Raw genomic sequence first — 17,431 nt, 5'->3', positions numbered from 1 at the left:
TCGTCCATCGTCCGACAGGCGTAGGTGTGGGAGGGGGGAGGATGTCCCTCAGGTGCTGGCCTTGCGGGGCAGCTCGACGGTGAAGGTGGCGCCGGCGCCGGGGGTGCTCAGGACGCTCACGGAGCCGCTCAGGGCCTCGATGATTTGACGGGTGATGTAGAGGCCCAGGCCCAGGCCGCCGTAGTGGCGGTCCGACACGGCGCGCTCGAAGCGGCCGAAGAGGCGGGGCAGGTTCTCCGGGGCGATGCCGATGCCCTCGTCGCGCACCAACAACCGGACGAACTCGGCGTCGGCCTCCACCCGCACCACCACGGGCTTGCCCGCGCCGTATTTGAGGGCGTTGGACAGCAGGTTCGTCACCACCTGCTCCAGACGCAGCCGGTCCCACATGCCCAGGGTGGGGCCGGGGAGGTGGAGGAGGAGGGGGCTCTGGGCCTGGGTGGCGGGCAGCTCGAAGCGGGCGGCCACGTCCTGGACGAGCGCGGTGAGGTCCACCTCCTCCAGGTCCAGGCGCAGCCGGCCGGCGTGGATGCGGGTGACGTCGAGCAGCTCGTTGACGAGCGCGTTGAGCCGGCCGGCGTTGCGGTCGATGTTCTCCAGCTTGGCCATGAGGGGGGCGGGGAGCGCGCCCACCTCGCCGCGGCGGGCCCCGCGCAGCAGCGACTGCACGTTGAGCTTGAGGGAGGTGGTGGGGGTGCGCAGCTCGTGGGCGGCCACGGTGAAGAACTCGTCGCGCTGGGCGACGGCCTGACGGGCCTCGCGGAAGAGCAGGACGTTGTCGACGGAGAGGGCCACCCGGTCTCCCAGGTCCTCGGCGAAGCGCAGGTCCTCCGGCTCATAGGAGCGCTCGGAGAAGGTGAGGAGGGCGAGCACGCCCAGGGTGCGTCCGCGCGCGCGCAGGGGCACGGCCATGAGGGAGCGAGGCCCGAGCATGCGCATGAGGCGCAGGTGTTCGGCGTCGCGGGTGAGGGAGGCGAGGAGGGTGGGGGTCACCCCGGTGAGCAGCTGGGGGGTGTCCTGGGGCAACAGCAGGCCCACGGGGCCGGGCTCGGCGGAGGACTGGGTGAAGCGCCGCATCACCTCGACGAGCAGTGCTTCCTGGGCGGGCTCGGTGGCCACCGTCTCGAGCAGCAGCGGCTGGCCTCCGCTGTCGAGCACCTGGAGGACACAGCCATCGCCGAGCGTGGGGACACACCGGCGCGCCAGCTCGTGCAGGGCGCTCTCCACGTCGAGCGAGGCGGTGAGCAGGTGGCTGACCTCGGCGAGGAAGCCCGTCTCCATCTCCTCGCGCTTGCGGCGGGTGATTTCACTGAACCAGAGCGTGAGCATCTCGCGGCGCTTGAGGGCGACGACGCGGAACCAGCGCGGGCGGTTGGCGAGGGGGAAGCACACCTCGTCGATGTAGGGCTCGCCCGTCTCCACGACGCGCACGTAGCGGGCGAGGATGCCGCGGGCGCGCACGTCCGGGAGCAGCTCCAGCAGGCCGCGGCCGCGGATTTGAGTCAGGCTCATGCCCAGCATGGACTCGGAGGCTGGGTTGGCGTACTGCCAGTGGAAGTCCACCAGCTCACCGGAGGGGGCGTGCACGGCGGAGAGCGCCATGAAGCCATCGGGGTGGTCCGCGACGAGGGCCCACTCTTCCTGGTGGGCGGCCGAGGCGGTGATGACCTGGTCCGGCTCTTCTGGAACGATGCCCTTGGTGGTGGCACGGAGCATGGCCATGGCTCGTGACCTCCCTACTGGCGCAGGACCCCCCAGCGCCTGCTCTTCACGAGAAATCGTGGAATGAAGTGGGGCGGCGATCAAGCCGGGGGTGTCAGACGACTTCGAGGACCGTCCACTCGCGTACCTCGCCGGCGAGGTTGACCTCGATGGTGTCGCCCGCCCGACGTCCCATGAGGGCGCGGCCGACGGGGGAGGCGGGGGTGATGACGGAGAGGAAACCATCGCCGCCGGGGCCAGTGAGCTCGGTGCCGGCGCCGACGGGGAGGAGGAAGAAGGTGCGCTCGGAGAAGCCATCCTCGTCCTCGGTGGAGACGTCGATGATGGCGCCGAGGGCGACGGGGCCCTTGCGAGAGAAGCGGGGGAGGCCGGCGTCCTGGAAGTCGGAGAGGGCCTTGAGCTCCTCCTGGACGCGGCGAGCGCGTTGGGCCTGGCCGGAGGCGAGGCTGCCGTACTCGATGACGGCGCGGCCGTCTTCCTTCTTCTCGGACTCGGTGGCCAGGGAGCGAGCGGCCTCGCGGGCCTCGAGCTCGGCGCGATGGGCGACGCGGTCGCTCTGACGGAGACGCTCGGCGAGTTGGGCCAGCAACTCTTCTTTGTCCAGCAGTGGCATGGGTGCGACAGGACTGTAGCGCCGTGGCGAGGGGGCTCCAGTTTCCGGCTACAGTCCGGGGCCCATGACGCCGAAAGAACTGTCGGAGAAGGCCCGGGAGCTGGTGGGGCAGGGGTGGGTGCTGTTGGACGTGAGGACGCCGGAGGAGTACCGGCAGGGGCACCCGGAGCCGGCGCGGAACATCCCGGTGCAGGAGTTGCCGCAGCGGGTGGGGGAGGTGGGGCCGCCGCAGACGAAGGTGGTGGTGTACTGCCTGGCGGGGGGCCGGAGCGCGATGGCGGTGCAGATCCTCCGCGCGCACGGTTTCACGGACATCTTCGACCTGAAATCGGTGAACAACTGGTAGGGGAGAGAGGGGCAACGAGCCTGCCCCAGCAGCAAAACCCCAGCCGAGCAAACCCCCTACCGAGCAAACCTCTCCTCCCTCTCCCTCTGGGAGAGGGTTGGGGTGAGGGTATCGAGACCCCGAGCCCGATCCCAGCTCACCCTACTGAGCCACGCAGACCCTGGCGGTGGCGGAGCAGCTGAGCTTCTGGGAGGAGCCGACGAGTTAGGGGAGCAGCGGCTGCCAGCATCGGTGTTCGTACCGCCGTCGGAAGGGAAGTCCGACCAGGGGAGAAGGACCCGCCGGGCGCGGTTTTCCTCAACTGGTCCGACAGTCGGACCAGTTCGCGCGGCGCGCGCCCGGGAGGGCGGGGTGCCTCCCCCGGGTGTGCTCACTGCTGACGCAGGCCGTGCAGGAAGCGCATCACATCATGGACGAAGCGGTGGGGCTGCTCGACATGGGGCGCGTGGCCGGTCTGCGTGTAGAGGGCGAAGGAGCCCTGGGGCAGCGCATCGGCGAGGGCCTGCTGTTCGGAGACGGGGAAGAACCCATCCTGATCACCACCGACGACGAGGGTGGGCACGGAAATCTCGCCGAGGCGAGCGGAGTGGTCCTCGGCGATGAGGCCGGCGAGGGAGGCCTGCCAGACGCGAGCGGGGACCTTGAGGCTCTCGGAGACGGCGGTGTCGAGGAAGGAGGGGGGGATGGGGCGGAAGAAGGTGCTGGCCTGGAAGTCGCGGACGAAGACGGGGTCGATGGGGTCGGAGAGGGTATCGACGTAGGACATCAGGTCGGCGGCGACGGGGTTGCCGTGGACGGTGGGAGCCGAGCCGATGAGGACGAGGGCCTGGACGCGCTCGGGGTGCTCGAGGGCGACCTGCTGGGCGATGAAGCTGCCCATGGAGTGGCCGACGAGGACGGCGCGCTGGATGTGCTGGGAGTCGAGGAAGGCGGCGACGTCGGCGGCGAAATCGGACTGCGAGTAGCAGCAGGAGGGGCGGGACGAGTCGCCATGGCCGCGCTGGTCGAGGGCGTAGACGTGAAAGCGGCGGGGGAGGAGGGGGAGGACGCGGTCGAAGGAGAGATACGAATCGGTGTAGCCGTGAAGGAGGACGAGCACGGGGCCGTCCTGACGACCCTGCTCGACATAGTGGAGCTGGACGCCGGTGGAGAGCTGGACGGTGCCCTCGCGGAAGGAGGCGGCGGAGTCAGGAGACACGACGCGGTCGGAAGAGGGGACCGTCCGGGCGTGAGCAGCGGGGGCGCCGAGAGCGGTGGAGGCGAGAAGCAGGAACAGATGAGCCTTCATGCGGAGAATCCCTCGTGAGGTAGGGGGCCGACCCTAACGACCCCCCCTGACACCGAGACCCCCTCTCCTCCCTCTCCCTCTGGGAGAGGGTCGGGGTGAGGGTATCGAGCCCCCGAGCCCCCACCGTGCAACGAGCCGTGAAAACGCCGCGTGTAACCTTTGAAAACGCTCCGACGTGGTCCGGGGAGAGCCCGAGGAACAAGGGCGGCTCGGAAAGGGACCGGAGATGAAGAAGACGACGGACGTGGCGGTGGTGGGAGGAGGAATGGGGGGTCTGGCGGTGGCGGCGCTGCTGGCGAGAGGAGGGCGGAAGGTGACGCTCTTCGAGAAGTCGAGGCAGCTGGGGGGGAGGGCGCGGACGACGGAGGTGGAGGGCTACCAGTTCAACCTGGGGCCGCACGCGCTGTACCTGGGGGGAGCGGCGGCGCGGGTGTTGGGAGGGCTGGGAGTGCCGATGCGAGGCGGGGGACCGAGAGGGGAAGGAAGCCTGGCGCTGCGAGCCGGTCGCCTGCACGCGTTGCCAGCGGGTGCGGTGTCGCTGCTGATGACGGATCTGCTGGGGGCGGCGGGCAAGCTGGAGCTGGGGCGGGTGATGACGAGGCTGATGAAGGAGGACGCGGCGGCGCTGGAGGGCACGAGCCTGCGCGAGTGGCTGGAGGAGCACATCTCGAGGGCGGAGGTGCGCGAGGTGGTGGCGGCCATCTTCCGGCTGTCGACGTACTGCGCGGACACGAACGCGCTGGGGGCGGACGCGGCGGTGTCGCAGTTCCAGGTGGCGAGGAAGGGAGTCATCTACATCGACGGAGGCTGGAAGGAGCTGGTGAACGGACTGGCGGAGGTGGCGAGGCGCGCGGGAGTCGAAGTGGTGACGTCGGCGCGGGTGGAGTCGGTGGAGCGGGACACGGGAGCCACGGGGGCGGGGCCGGGGCGGGTGCGAGGACTGAAGCTGGCGGACGGGACGGAGTACGAGGCGGAGGCGGTGGTAGTGGCGGGGGCGCCGGGGGAGGTGGCGGGGCTGCTACCGGGAGACGAGGTGCTGGCGGGGTGGGCGGCGGAGTCGGTGCCAGTGAAGGCGGCGTCGTTGGAGGTGGGGCTCTCGAGGCTGACGAAGCCGAGGGCGCTGTTCGCGCTGGGGGTGGACGGCCCGTGGTACGCGTCGGTGCACTCGGGGTGGGCGAGGCTGGCGCCGGAGGGAGGAGCGTTGGTGCACGTGGCGAAGTACCTGGGAGGGGAGGACACGGAGGCGAGCGAGCGGGAGCTGGAGGAGGTGTTGGAGCGGCTGCAGCCGGGCTGGCGCGAGCACGTGGTGACGAGACGCTTCCTTCCGGGGCTGACGGTGATGAACGCGCTGCCGACGAAGGAGAAGGGCCTGTCGGGACGACCGGGGCCCGGGGTCGCGCACGTGAGGGGCCTGTACGTGGTGGGGGACTGGGTGGGGAGGGAGGGGATGCTGGTGGACGCCTCGTTGGCGAGCGCCGAGACGGTGGCTCGGGAGCTGCTGAGGGAGGCGGGAGCGCGAGCGGCATGACGTCGACGGCACACGAGGCGCTGGAGAGCGCGGCGAGGGAGCACGAGAAGTTCCTCTGGGGCCTCTGCTACCGGATGACGGGGGGGGCGGCGGACGCGGACGAGCTGGTGCAGGAGACGTACGCGCGAGCGCTCATGACGCGGCCGGCGCGACCGGAGGAGCTGCGCCCGTGGCTGACGCGGGTGGCGATGAATCTGTCGCGAGACAGGCTGAGGAGGAGGAAGCGGGAGGGGTACGAGGGCCCGTGGTTGCCCTCGCCTTTGGAGACGGGGGACGAGGCGGTGCCGTCGGTGGAGGCGGAGCTGCCGGGGGGAGGGACGACGGAGGGGAGGTACGAGCTGCTGGAGAGCGTGTCCTTCGCGTTCCTGCTGGCACTGGAGGCGCTGACGCCGAGGCAGAGGGCGGTGCTGTTGCTGAGGGACGTGTTCGACTACTCGGTGCGGGAGGTGGCGGAGAGCCTGGGGCTGAGCGAGACGAACGTGAAGGTGACGCACCATCGGGCGAGACAGGCGATGGAGACGTACGACCGGGCGAGGTGCGTGCCGACGCGGGAGTTGCAGGAGCGGACGAGGGAGGCGCTGATGGGGTTCCTGGGAGCGCTGGCGTCAGGGGACGTGGCGGCGGCGGAGGCGTTGCTGGCGGAGCCGGTGAGGGCGTTGTCGGACGGAGGAGGCGAGTTCCACGCGGCGAAGGTGCCGGTGGTGGGGGTGAAGAGGGTGGCGCTCTTCTTCCGTCGGTTGCAGGAGCTGCGAGGCTCGCCGGAGGTGATGGAGCTGAGGATGTGCAACGGTCTACCGGCGCTGGTGGCGGAGTGGAAGGAGAGCACCCCCCACACTGCCCCGAGGATCGTCATGAAAGTGGAAACGGGGCCGGACGGCCGGATCACCGAGGTGCACTCTGTACTGGCGACCCGCAAGCTCGCGAACCTGAGTGAATCCCCTCTCCCTCTGGGAGAGGGTTAGGGTGAGGGTCTTCCCCCCGAGTCACACGGGAAGGCCGAGTCACACGGGAACGGCGACGAGCTCCTCGACGGCCTCGCGCAGGTGGCGCGCCCGCTGGACGATGCGAAAACCGGAGGCCTCGACGAGGGGAACGGTCTGCCGGTCGAGATGGCATCCACCGGAGAGCCGGCACCAGAGAGGATCGAGCCCCTCCTGAAGACGGGAGAGGACGGGGCGGGGAGAGCGGACGTGTTCGAGCATGCGGAGCTGGCCGCCGGGGCGGAGGACGCGGTGGATCTCCGCGAGTCCGCGAGCGGGCTGCTCGACGCTGCAGAAGACGAGACAGGAGACGACGGCATCGAAGGAGCCATCGGGGAAGGGGAGTTGCTGGACATCGGCCTGGAAGAGGGAGACGCCGGGGCGGCGCAGGCGCGCGCGGGCGAGCATGTCGGGGTCGATGTCGATGGCGACGGTGGAGGAGACGGAGGGCGGGTAGGAGGGGAGCAGGAGCCCGGTGCCGGTGCCCACCTCGAGGACGTGTCCGGAGAGCCCCGCGACGAGCCGATGCCGGGCGCGGTCGAGACCGAGCCATCCGAGGGGAGTCATGAAGGCGTCGTAGAGCAGGGCCCTGGCGGTCATGACTCCCCTTCCTACCACTGCGCCGGGAAGGAGGCTTCCCGGCGGGAGAGCCAGCGACTCAGCTCAGACCGCGCTGGCGGTTGAGGAAGGCGTCGCCGCGGGCGGCGTCGTAGTCGGTGCGCAGGTCCGGGTTGGCGATCATCTCGCCGAAGGCGCGGTGGAAGGGGATGGCGTCCGAGGCGTCCTGGGCCTTCTCCTGGAGGCTGGAGGTCACCCACTTCTGGAGCTGATCGATGGTCAGGTCCTTGAGCTTGCCGGCGCCGGGGAGGGCCATGTCGGGGATGAGGCCCTTGGCGGAGAAGAGCAGGTCGACCATGCCCTTGACGGCGTCGTTGCGCTTCTTGAGCTCGTCGACGGCGACCTGGAAGCCGCCTTCCAGGGAGCCCACGAGGCTGCCCATCAGGCGGGCCTGGCGCTTGGCGTCGGCGGGAGGGGGGCTCGCGTTGGCGTGGCGGGCGAGGTTGTCGTTCATCCTGTCCAGCCGCGACATCACGTTCTTGCGGAAGGTGTCCTGGCCCTCGTAGGAGGGGGGCGAGAAGAGCGTCCGGGTGAAGAACTCGGACATCTTCTTCTGTCCATCGAGGCCCAGCGAGCCCGAGGCGTCCTGCATGGAGGCGAGCACCGCGTCACCGTGCCGGGTGAAGAACCGGGCGGCGGCCTCGCGGGTGGAGGTGTTCTCGCCAATCTTGTCGATGGACGTGTTGAAGAGGTTGATGGACTCGGTCGTGGGGGGATTGATCTGATTGGCCTTGTCCAGCAGCTTTCCCAGGGCGGGCGAGTACTTCGTGTCGACATCGGTGTTGATGTACTTGAGCATGTCGCCGACGGCCGCGGAGTTGTTCTTCAGGAAGTCCTGGAGTCGGCCCGAGGAGAGCCCCGCGAGGGCCGTGGCGGCGGCGGCGCTGCGCTGCGTGTCGTTGCCATCGGCGGACCGGACGATCTCCAGCTCGCGCCTGGCGTAGGTCTCGATGAGGTCCGGATTGCGCGTGCCTGCGACGATCTGCGCGAGCGCCTCGTGCGTCTTGCCGGGAGCGGCGCCCCGGTAGGACTCGGCCACGGCCTGGTTGAGCTCCTGGTTGGTGACGGCGCCCGAGCGGTAGGCGTTGTCCAGGGCGCGGGAGAGCCGCTGGCGGTCGGCGTCCGGCAGGTTCTGCGTCTTGTCGAGAATCTCTCCCGCGACGGAGCCGTACTGGAACATCAGGTCCATGAAGGCCGACTGCTTGGCGGGATCCGGGTTGTTCTTCAGCCAGTCCGACACATAGCTGGCATCCCGGCCGTCATGGGCATTGGCGATGGCCTGCTGGGCGGCCTGCATCTCGGTGGGGGTGAGCGTCGCCGGTTGGGTGCCTCCCGCGCCGCTGGCGCTCGCCGTGGCGTTCGTGCTGGCCGTGCCCCCGAGCTTCGCCGCGGCCTTCTGGGTGAAGGACGAAGCGGCCTGGAACGCGTCCTGGGCGAAGCTGCTCTTCACCTTGTTCGTATCGCCGCCCGGCTTCGACTCTTGGGTCTGCTGGGTGCGAACCTCGGCCGGCTTCTCCGTGTTCTGGCTCTCCACCCGCTGCGGGCTGCTCCGTTCGATCTTCATCTGCTTTTCCCCCTCACCCTTCGCGGGTGTGCTGTCGTCGAAAACCTTTGGGATTATCGATCAAGGCTCCCACGAGGTTTCGGCTGCGGGGGATGATGGCAGAAAGGGCCCACCCATTCACCTCGGCGGGGTGGATGGGAAGGCCCTGGGTGCCCCAACGGAGTCTGGCTCGGGCCCTACCGGGCCTGTGCGTGGACGCTTCCGCCCCCCGCGCCGGAGGCGGGCGTGGGCTTCCTGGCGGGGGCCTGCCACTTCACGAGCCCCCAGAGGCCGAAGGCGACGAGCGCGAAGCACCCGAACTGGGCGGGCGTCAGGCCGAGGTAGCGGGAGTCGACATAGGACAGGTCGGTGGCGCGCAGGGAGTCGAAGAAGAAGCGGCCGAAGGCGTAGAGGAGGGAGAGAAGGGGCAGGAGCTTCCCGCGCAGCTTGCCGGCGTTGCGCAGGCCCCAGAGCAGGCCGGAGATGGCGAAGAGGAAGGCGGCGTCATAGAGGCCCAGGTCGTGACGGGGCCCCAGGGGCAGGGGGAAGTCGATGGCGAGGAAGAAGTCGGTGCGGACGCCGGGGTGGTCGTGCACGGCGAAGCAGCCGAGCCGGGCGACGGCCCAGCCGGGGGCCACCGCGAGCGCGAAGGCATCGGCGTAGTCGCGGAAGCGCAGCTTGCGGGCCCGGAAGAAGAAGACCGCGGCGAGGATGCCGCCGATCAGCCCGCCGAAGGAGGAGAGTCCATCCCACACCTTGAAGATCTGGAACGGGCTCTTGGAGAGCTCCTCGGGGTGGTAGGCGAACAGGTGGAAGAGGTGGCCGACCACGACACCCACACCGACACCCCAGGGGGCATAGTCCTGGAGGGGCGTGGAATCGAGGCCCTCTCGCTCGGCCTGGCGGACCAGGAGGCGGGCGGCGAGGAGGATGCCCATCGCCACGAAGATGCCGAAGGGCTCGATGGTGAGGGGGCCGAGCTTGATGGAAGGGACGTGCAGGTAGGGGATCACGAGACTCTCCGGCGGGCGGACGGAAGACACCCATAGTCCGCCTGCCGCCAGGGTGGCGAACAAATCATGGGGGGAGGGCCTTCCCGTGCCTGTCCGGAGGGCGGGAGCTCGACCGTCAGTCCACCCGACAGAACAGCCCGGAGGAGCTTGAACGTGCTCGAGGCCGGTTTGTCGGGCCCGCGCGGGGCCGGGCGGCTATTTCCCGACCTGTCACGATCCGTATTAGGCTTCCTACCTGTGAATGCTTTCCGGTTTCGTACGTTGTGAAAGTCATCCAGTGGAACGCCCCGGGCCATCCGAGGTGTCCACAGCGGGAACTCCGCCGTTTCATGTCAGGGGGGACCGCTCTAGTCGCACTGTGAGCCGGACGTGTGAACGACGACGGTGTCCCACCCCGCCTCCGCCAGGGCGCGGCCGGCGTCCATCCCAGGTCCCGCGCGCGCAGTCAGTGCCGTCGTTATTCTGTAAAGGAGCGAACCCACCATGAAGTCCTATCTCCTGGTTCCGAAGGAGTCGATCGAGACCCAAGCCCATCCGGGCGTGCGGGGCACGGAGCAGGGAGAGCGGGTGCTGCAGCGCAGCACCGCCCTGCAGTTCATGATCAGCGGGCGGGCTCCGGACATGCTGCGCAGCCTCGGGTTGCGCTCCGCGACCCTGCCCGGGCGGCTGCCCGAGGTGAGCACCTCTCCCACCAAGAGCCGCAAGGCGAGGGGCCGCGGCCGCAAGAACGAGGTCGACGTGGCGGTCTCGGCCTCGGAGGGGCCGGTGATGATGGAGTCGGCGTCCGCCTCGGAGGTGGGCACCTATCGGCACATGCCGCTCATCGGCGCCACCATGGCCCACTTCAACACGGAGCAGGCCGAGCGCATCGCCCGGGAGGAGCTGGGACGCGACTTCGAGTTCATCCCGGACACGGTGCAGCTCACCTTCCCGGGCCCGGTGTCCGCCGGGCAGATGGGGCCGCGCAACCAGGGCCTGTCCTCGCTCCAGCGGCGCGAGTGGCCCGAGGAGTGCGGCGTCCTCTCCGCGCATGCCCAGGGCATCCGGGGCGCGGGGGTGATGCTCGGCATCCTCGACACCGGCGTGGACGCCGATCACCCCGAGCACCAGAACCGCCTCATCCAGTTCCGCTACGTCTCGCTCTTCCCCAACTCGCCGCACAACCCGGCGCGTGACGTGCGCGGCTTCGACCCGGACGGCCACGGCACCCACGTGGTGGGTGTCGCCGCGGGCACCCACCACGGCGTTGCTCCGGAGGTGGACCTCTACGTCGCCTCGGTCATCGAGTCCGAAACCATACGGACCAGCCTGGGCCGGGTAGCCGCCGGCATGGAGTGGCTGCTACACCAGTTCTCACGTCCCGAGAACGCCACGCGTCCCGCGGTGGTGAACATGTCCCTGGGGTTCCCCGTGCAGCCTCCGCCCGGAGTCAGCGACATGGAGTACCGCCTGAACATCCGGGCCCTGCAGACGCTGGTGCGCCGGCTGGTGGACTCCAACGTCCTGCCCGTGGTTGCGGCCGGTAACGGAGGCGCTGGCACGGCTGGTTACCCGGCGGCCTTCCCAGAGGCCCTCTCCGTGGGGGCGGTCGACTTCTCGAGGCGCGTGGCCAGCTTCTCGGCCAGCGGCGTGGTCGGTCAGAGATCTGTTCCCGACGTGATGGGTTATGGCGTGAACGTCTACTCGAGCACAGAACGAAGGTGTAACAATCAGGCGTTCTATGAACGAATGAGCGGAACGAGCATGGCCGCCCCTTACGTCGCGGGTCTGGCCGCGCTATATCGCTGCCGTTCCCCCGACTTGACGGCACTGGAAGTCAGGGATTTGATTCTGGACAATACGTTGAAGCTGCCCAAGACGCCTGCCGGACGTGCCGGTCAGGGTCTGGCGGTCTACAGGTAGTGGCGGCAGCCAGGGCCGGCGCCAGGTGAGCGCCGGGCCTGTCGAGGAGGAAGTGGGATGAGCAGGAAGACAGCCACCTCACCGCGCCGGACCTCCGGCCGCTTTCCACGGATGTCCGCCGTCACGCCCCTGCCCGGTTCCCGGGTGGAGAGCGCGCAAGGGTGGATCGAGGCCCTGGTCATGCCCCGGGAAGAGCCCGGAGCCGTGTGGCACCCGTCCATTCAGCGAGACCGCTCGCTCGTCCACAAATCCGCTTGCGAGCAGAGCAAGCAGTTTCGGGACTCGGTGCTGAGCTACCTCCAGGCGCACCAGCTCATGGGCGCCGTGAGGTGGATCAGCGAGCCCGGCTCCACGCCCATGGTGACGCTCTACTGCACGCCCCGGGTGTTGGAGCAGCTGCAGCGCGCGCCGGAGTTCGAGGCGGGGCGCACCGCGGGTCTCGAGATGTACACCTGAGCCAGCCCCTCAGGATGGACACCTGAGCGGGGCTCGAGGTTCCCCTCGACGGTCGGGACTTCCCTACAGCTTCCGGTTCGCCCGGCTCACGGCGGTGCGCCTCCTGGGGGGGCGCTGCCTCGCCTGCCTTCTTCGACCTTCCGAGCGTCCCGACTATTCCCGACTGGAAATGATTTACTCACTTGACTTCCAAGCGGCAACCCCCTGAACGCCCGTTGCGCTTGCATCCACGAGAAGAAGTCCCACCTTGCACCCCTTTTGCCCTCGTCCCACGGGACAGGTCCGCGTCTGCCCCCTCTCCCCCTGGGAGAGGGCTGGGGTGAGGGTCTGCCCGCCCGCCTGCCGTGCCCCCCACCGAGCCGTATCTCGCCACCATTCGGTTGAAACGAACGAGCCGGGCGAAAGGGTCTGACGACCCCTGCGCACCGGCCCGTTGACCAGCCTACACGTGCCGTGGACCAGCCTACATGTTGAGGCCGCCGTCCACGTCGATGGTGCGGCCGTTGAAGTAGTCGCACTCGAGGACGAACTTCACGGCGATCCACAGGTCCTCGGGCAGGCCGATGCGGCCCACGGGGATGTTGGCCACCAGGGCGTCACGGGCCTTCTGGTTCATGCCCTGGGTCATGGGGGTCTCGACCATGCCGGGGGCGACGGCGCCCACGCGGATGCCGAAGGGGGCGAACTCGCGCGACCAGGTGACGGTGTTGGCGGCGAGTGCGGCCTTGGCGGACACGTAGTTGCTCTGCCCGCGGTTACCGTGGCGGGCGATGGAGCTCATGTTGACGATGACGCCGGGGCGCTGATCCGTCTGGACCATCTTCGCCACCACCTCGCGCACCATGAAGGTGGCGCCGGTGAGGTTGACGCCGATGACGGCGTTCCAGTCGGCGGTGGACAGCTTCTTCACCTCGCCGGTGGCCTTGTCCTTCTTCACCAGGAGCGAGTCGCGGAGGATGCCGGCGTTGTTGATGAGGCCATTGAGGCCGCCCATGGACTCGTGGGCCCACTGGACGAAGGAGACACACTCCTCCTCCTTGGAGACGTCCAGGCGGCGGCGGTGGATGGCGGCGGGGAGGGCGGCGAGGCGCTCCTCGTTGACGTCGCCCACGGCGACCTTGGCGCCGGCCTCGTGCAGGCGGGTGGCGAAGTGAGCGCCCATGCCCTGGGCGCCGCCCGTGACGATGACCTTCAAGTCCTTGAGCTGCATGTGGTGCTTCTCCTGGCTGACGCAATGCGTAGCATCGGGGTGTGCGCCAGCGTGTGAATGACAGCTTTTGACAATACCGCGAGGGGGGTGTTACGCAAGGTTGAAAGATGAATCGGTCTTCAACTTCGTCAATCGAGCGCATGGTGCCCGCGACCCCGCGAGGACAGCGCACGCGCCAGAAGCTGCTCGTGGCGGCGCAGACCGTCTTCGGTGAGAAGGGCTACGAGCATGCCTCCATCGCGGACATTACGCGAGAGGCGGAGGTAGCGCTGGGGACTTTCTACGTCTACTTCCCGGACAAGCAGTCCATCTTCGTGGAGGTGGTGGACGAGCTGGGGGCGAGGCTGAGGCGGCTCATCGCCGAGTCGGTGGCGGCGTGTGAGGACCGGATGCAGGTGGAGCGCGAGGGCCTGCGGGCGTTCTTCCAGTTCGTGGGGAGCAACCGCAACCTGTACCGCATCGTGCGTCAGGCCGAGTTCGTCGACGAGGAGTGCTACCGGCGCTACTACGACCGCTTCGCCAAGGGGTACGTGTCGGGCCTGGTGAAGGGCATGGAGGCGGGCGAGGTGCGGCGGATGGACCCGGAGGCGCTGGCCTACTGCCTGATGGGGCTGGGGGACTTCCTGGGGATGCGCTGGGTGCTGTGGGAGGGGGAGGGCGGGCTGGAGCACGTGTTGGACACCGCGATGGATTTCATCCGCCACGGCATGGACGCACGTCCAGCCGGGGCAGACACAGAGAGCGGGAAGGGGCGGCGCAAGCCCCGGGTCCCGCGGAGCAGGAGCCGATGAGGTACGCGAACATCCTGGCCACTGGCCGCTACGTCCCCGAGAAGGTCCTCACCAACGCCGACGTGGAGCGCATCATCGGCGAGCCGGTGGATGCGTGGCTGCAGCAGAACGTGGGCATCAAGCAGCGCCACCTGATGGCGGATGATCAGGTGACGAGTGATCTGTGCGTGGCCGCCGCGAAGCAGGCGATGGAGCGCGCGGGCGTGAAGCCGGGCGAGCTGGATCTCATCGTGGTGGCGACGGACACGCCGGACTACCTGAGCCCGGCGACGTCCTCGGTGGTGCAGGCGAAGCTGGGGGCGGGCAACGCGGGCACGTACGACCTCAACTGCGCGTGCGCGGGGTGGGTGACGGCGCTGGACGTGGCGAGCAAGACGATCGCCGCGGACGAGAGCTACCAGCGCGTGCTGGTGGTGGGCGCGTACGGGATGTCGCGGTACATCAACTGGAAGGACAAGAAGACGTGCACGCTCTTCGCGGACGGAGCGGGCGCGGTGGTGCTGGGGGCGAGTGACAAGCCGGGCTTCCTGGGCGCGAAGCTGCTGGCGGCGGGCGAGTACCACGACGCGCTGGGCGTCTACACGGGAGGCACGTACCGGCCGTCGACGGCGGAGACGCTGGCGCTGACGAACGGCAAGCCGGCGGTGCAGTTCGTGCGCAAGTTCCCGGCGACCTTCAACACCGAGCGCTGGCCGATGCTGCTCAAGCAGCTGCTGGAGCGGGCGAAGCTGACGATGAACGACGTGGACCACTTCGTCTTCACGCAGCTGAACCTGCGCACCATCGAGGCGACGATGAAGGTGCTGGAGCAGCCCATGTCCAAGACGAACTGGACGATGGACAAGTGGGGCTACACGGGCTCGGCGTGCATCCCGATGACGCTGGATGACGCGGTGGTGGAGGGCCGGGTGAAGAAGGGCGACCTGGTGGCCCTGTGCGCGAGCGGCGGCGGCCTGGCGATGGCCTCGGCGCTGTACCGCTGGACGGCCTGAGCGGTCGCCTGGGCGACTGAGAACACAACCGACGGAGGGGACGGAGCATGTTCATCGGCGACTGGATGGGTCGTGGGGCCATGTATTGGCCGGAGCACACCGCGGTGGTGGATGTGGCCAGGGGAGAGTCCGGCCGCTTCACCTACCGGGCGATGAACGCGCGCGCCGAGGCGCTCGCGGGCTGGCTGCGGGACGTGGCCGGCGTGTCGCGGGGAGACCGGGTGGGGTTGGTGGCCCACAACGGGGTGGAGAACCTGGATGCGTTCTTCGCCTGCGGGAAGCTGGGCGCCATCTTCGTTCCCTTCAACTGGCGCCTGCACGCGCAGGAGCTGACGGACCTGGTGCGGGACACCGGCCCGCGCGTGCTGCTCTTCAGCGACGACTTCCGCGACAGCGTGGCCGCGGTGCGCGAGCAGGTGGGCGACTCGCTGAAGCTCGTCCACCTGGACGGGCAGGGGTTGCCGGAGAGCCGACCGTACGCCGAGGCGCTGGCGCACGTGTCGGCCTCGAAGGTGACGAACGAGCAGGTGAGCGAGGAGGACATCATCTGCCTGCTGTTCACGGGCGGGACGACGGGGAAGTCGAAGGGGGCGAGGATCAGCTACCGGATGGTGGCGTGGAACACGCTCAACACGCTCATCCACGAGGTGAGGCCCGGGGACGTGACGGTGACGCACACGCCGATGTTCCACACGGGCGGACTGCTCGTGTACACGGTGCCGATGCTCACGTGTGGGGGCACGGTGGTGCTGATGCGCCGCTGGGACGCGGACGAGATGCTGCGGCTGGTGGAGCGCGAGAAGGTGACGCTCTTCTTCGCGGTGCCGACGCAGTACCAGCAGATGTACGACTCGCCGCGCTTCCGGACGACGGATCTGTCGAGCGTGCGCTTCGTGACGAGCGGAGGGGCGCCGCTGCCGGTGCCGCTGTTGCAGGCGTGGCAGGCGGTGCACCGGGTGCCCTTCAAGCAGGGCTTCGGCATGACGGAGTTCGGGCCCGGCATCTTCAGCATGGGTGCGGAGTTCGCGGTGACGAAGGCGGGCTCGATCGGTCGGCCCAACTACTTCATCGACGCGCGGCTGGTGGATGACGATGGCCGGGACGTGCCCGAGGGCGGAACGGGCGAGCTCATCCTCAAGGCGCCGTCGATGTGCTCGGGCTACTTCGAGAACGCGGAAGCCACGGCGGAGGCGATCGACGCTGGGGGCTGGTTCCACACGGGCGACCTGGCACGACGGGACGAGGACGGCTTCTACTTCATCGTCGGGCGCAAGAAGGACATGTTCATCTCCGGAGGGGAGAACGTGTACCCGCTGGAGCTGGAGACGGTGCTCTACGAGCACCCGGCGGTGCAGGCCTGTTCGGTGGTGGGGGTGCCCGACCCGAAGTGGGGCGAGGTGGGGCGTGCCTTCGTGGTGCTCAAGCCGGGGGCATCGGCCACGCCGGATGCACTGCTGGAGCACCTGCGGAACCGGGTGGCGCGCTACAAGGTGCCGAAGAAGGTGGAGCTGGTGTCGGCGCTGCCGGTGTCGGCGGCGGGAAAGATTCTCAAGCGAGAGCTGCGAGAGCGGGCCATCGCATCCGACAAGAGCTGAGCCCAAGAAAATATCCCCTCTCCCTCCGGGAGAGGGTCGGGGTGAGGGTACCAGGGCCCCGGGTTGAACCCGAGTCAATCCCCTCTCCCTCTGGGAGAGGGCCAGGGTGAGGGTCGTCCCCGCCGGGTCACGAGGGACAATCCCAGACAAGTCGAGTCAGTAAAAGCCGGCACGAGCCGGGGGGAGAGGGACTGTCAAATGAAGAAGCAACTGCTGTCGGCGGTGATGCTGTGCACGCTGGGCCTGGTGGGCTGCGGTGACGACACGACTCCCACGCCGGGCAACCCGGACACGGGGCCGAAGTACAACACGGCGGACAAGATCAGCACGTACCTCGAGGGGAAGACGCTGGTGATGACGGGGGACAACATCCCGAGCCATCCCAATGGGTACAGCGAGGACACGAACCTGGGCCCCAACACGCAGTGCTACGTGCTCGTGACGATGACGGTGGCGGGTGGCCAGTACCGCGTCGTTGGCGACCTGGGGACGCTGCGCGAGACCTCGCCTGGGGTGCAGAAGTGTGACCGCACGACGAAGTCGGGCCAGTCGGACTTCACGACGAAGACGGTCCTCATCGAGAACGTGAAGGAGGACGGGAGCTGCTTCGACGTGACGTACAACTTCGGGATCTTCAAGCAGATGGGGCGGGGCCAGGTGAGCCAGGACGGCAAGACGCTGAAGGTGGAGCTGTTCTTCGAGAACCAGGCCACGGGCAGCCGCTGCGCGGATGGGGAAGTGGGCGCGCCGACGGTCATCTTCAACAAGCAGCCCTTTACTGGGAACGCGGTGCAGACCTACACCATCCAGTAAGGAGCGGCCTCCCCGGCGCGC

At 68.8% G+C, this 17,431-nt stretch carries 16 protein-coding genes; 9 read left to right on the top strand and 7 right to left on the bottom strand.

The genetic code is table 11. From position 1 onward, the window contains the following. Positions 1 to 48: 48 nt before the first annotated feature. A complete protein-coding gene (locus JRI60_RS50570; protein WP_204223314.1) occupies positions 49 to 1,722 on the bottom strand; it encodes a sensor histidine kinase in 1,674 nt (557 codons plus the stop codon). A gap of 94 nt (positions 1,723 to 1,816) precedes the next feature. Continuing rightward, positions 1,817 to 2,335 (bottom strand): GreA/GreB family elongation factor, encoded by a 519-nt coding sequence (locus JRI60_RS50565; protein ID WP_204223313.1) that lies wholly within the window; start codon positions 2,333 to 2,335, stop codon positions 1,817 to 1,819. Between the two features lie 64 nt (positions 2,336 to 2,399). On the opposite strand from JRI60_RS50565, the gene JRI60_RS50560 reads away from it, so the two are divergent. Then, positions 2,400 to 2,681 (top strand): rhodanese-like domain-containing protein, encoded by a 282-nt coding sequence (locus JRI60_RS50560; RefSeq protein ID WP_204223312.1) that lies wholly within the window; start codon positions 2,400 to 2,402, stop codon positions 2,679 to 2,681. A gap of 370 nt (positions 2,682 to 3,051) precedes the next feature. Here JRI60_RS50560 and JRI60_RS50555 read toward each other — a convergent pair whose 3' ends face one another. Then, positions 3,052 to 3,969 carry an alpha/beta fold hydrolase gene (locus JRI60_RS50555; protein ID WP_204223311.1) on the bottom strand — a complete coding sequence of 306 codons (918 nt, stop codon included), beginning with the start codon at positions 3,967 to 3,969 and terminating at the stop codon, positions 3,052 to 3,054. A gap of 226 nt (positions 3,970 to 4,195) precedes the next feature. Between JRI60_RS50555 and JRI60_RS50550 the strand changes: the two genes are divergently transcribed. After that, positions 4,196 to 5,497, top strand: coding sequence for a phytoene desaturase family protein (locus JRI60_RS50550; RefSeq protein ID WP_204223310.1), 1,302 nt, complete (start codon positions 4,196 to 4,198; stop codon positions 5,495 to 5,497). Continuing rightward, positions 5,494 to 6,459, top strand: coding sequence for a sigma-70 family RNA polymerase sigma factor (locus JRI60_RS50545; RefSeq protein ID WP_204223309.1), 966 nt, complete (start codon positions 5,494 to 5,496; stop codon positions 6,457 to 6,459). Before JRI60_RS50550 ends, JRI60_RS50545 begins: the two co-directional genes overlap by 4 nt. Before the next feature lie 39 nt (positions 6,460 to 6,498). On the opposite strand, the gene JRI60_RS50540 is transcribed toward JRI60_RS50545, so the two are convergent. From JRI60_RS50540 to JRI60_RS50530, 3 genes are all read right to left on the bottom strand, one after another. After that, positions 6,499 to 7,077 carry a class I SAM-dependent methyltransferase gene (locus tag JRI60_RS50540; RefSeq protein WP_239470208.1) on the bottom strand — a complete coding sequence of 193 codons (579 nt, stop codon included), beginning with the start codon at positions 7,075 to 7,077 and terminating at the stop codon, positions 6,499 to 6,501. 58 nt (positions 7,078 to 7,135) lie between these two features. Beyond that, positions 7,136 to 8,659 (bottom strand): hypothetical protein, encoded by a 1,524-nt coding sequence (locus JRI60_RS50535; RefSeq protein ID WP_204223308.1) that lies wholly within the window; start codon positions 8,657 to 8,659, stop codon positions 7,136 to 7,138. Between the two features lie 176 nt (positions 8,660 to 8,835). Next, the gene (locus tag JRI60_RS50530; RefSeq protein ID WP_204223307.1) at positions 8,836 to 9,651 is read right to left on the bottom strand and encodes a prolipoprotein diacylglyceryl transferase; all 816 of its coding nucleotides are present in this window, start codon (positions 9,649 to 9,651) and stop codon (positions 8,836 to 8,838) included. A gap of 483 nt (positions 9,652 to 10,134) precedes the next feature. Here JRI60_RS50530 and popC point away from each other — a divergent pair, with 483 nt between their 5' ends. Both popC and JRI60_RS50520 read left to right on the top strand, forming a co-directional pair. Next, a complete protein-coding gene (popC, locus tag JRI60_RS50525) occupies positions 10,135 to 11,553 on the top strand; it encodes a subtilisin-like protease PopC (RefSeq protein ID WP_204223306.1) in 1,419 nt (472 codons plus the stop codon). Between the two features lie 57 nt (positions 11,554 to 11,610). Further along, positions 11,611 to 12,009: a hypothetical protein gene (locus JRI60_RS50520; RefSeq protein WP_343213381.1), complete on the top strand. Its 399-nt coding sequence runs from the start codon at positions 11,611 to 11,613 to the stop codon at positions 12,007 to 12,009. A gap of 463 nt (positions 12,010 to 12,472) precedes the next feature. On the opposite strand, the gene JRI60_RS50515 is transcribed toward JRI60_RS50520, so the two are convergent. Further along, on the bottom strand, positions 12,473 to 13,219 hold the full coding sequence (locus JRI60_RS50515; RefSeq protein WP_204223305.1) for an SDR family oxidoreductase: 747 nt from the start codon (positions 13,217 to 13,219) through the stop codon (positions 12,473 to 12,475). A gap of 140 nt (positions 13,220 to 13,359) precedes the next feature. Between JRI60_RS50515 and JRI60_RS50510 the strand changes: the two genes are divergently transcribed. The 4 genes from JRI60_RS50510 to JRI60_RS50495 all read left to right on the top strand — a co-directional run bounded on the left by JRI60_RS50510 (position 13,360) and on the right by JRI60_RS50495 (position 17,410). Then, positions 13,360 to 14,010, top strand: a complete 651-nt coding sequence (locus JRI60_RS50510; RefSeq protein ID WP_430384357.1) for a TetR/AcrR family transcriptional regulator — start codon at positions 13,360 to 13,362, stop codon at positions 14,008 to 14,010. Then, on the top strand, positions 14,007 to 15,002 hold the full coding sequence (locus tag JRI60_RS50505) for a 3-oxoacyl-ACP synthase III family protein (RefSeq protein WP_204223303.1): 996 nt from the start codon (positions 14,007 to 14,009) through the stop codon (positions 15,000 to 15,002). The genes JRI60_RS50510 and JRI60_RS50505 overlap by 4 nt, the downstream gene beginning before the upstream one ends. Positions 15,003 to 15,049: 47 nt before the next feature. Beyond that, positions 15,050 to 16,597: an acyl-CoA synthetase gene (locus tag JRI60_RS50500; protein ID WP_204223302.1), complete on the top strand. Its 1,548-nt coding sequence runs from the start codon at positions 15,050 to 15,052 to the stop codon at positions 16,595 to 16,597. Positions 16,598 to 16,795: 198 nt separating this feature from the next. Beyond that, positions 16,796 to 17,410 carry a hypothetical protein gene (locus JRI60_RS50495; protein WP_204223301.1) on the top strand — a complete coding sequence of 205 codons (615 nt, stop codon included), beginning with the start codon at positions 16,796 to 16,798 and terminating at the stop codon, positions 17,408 to 17,410. The last annotated feature ends 21 nt before the right edge of the window (positions 17,411 to 17,431 follow it).

This window comes from Archangium violaceum (genome assembly GCF_016887565.1).
Classification (GTDB): Bacteria; Myxococcota; Myxococcia; order Myxococcales; family Myxococcaceae; genus Archangium; species Archangium violaceum_B.
Note: the sequence above shows the minus strand (reverse complement) of the source record. Positions and strands in the feature narration are given on the sequence as shown.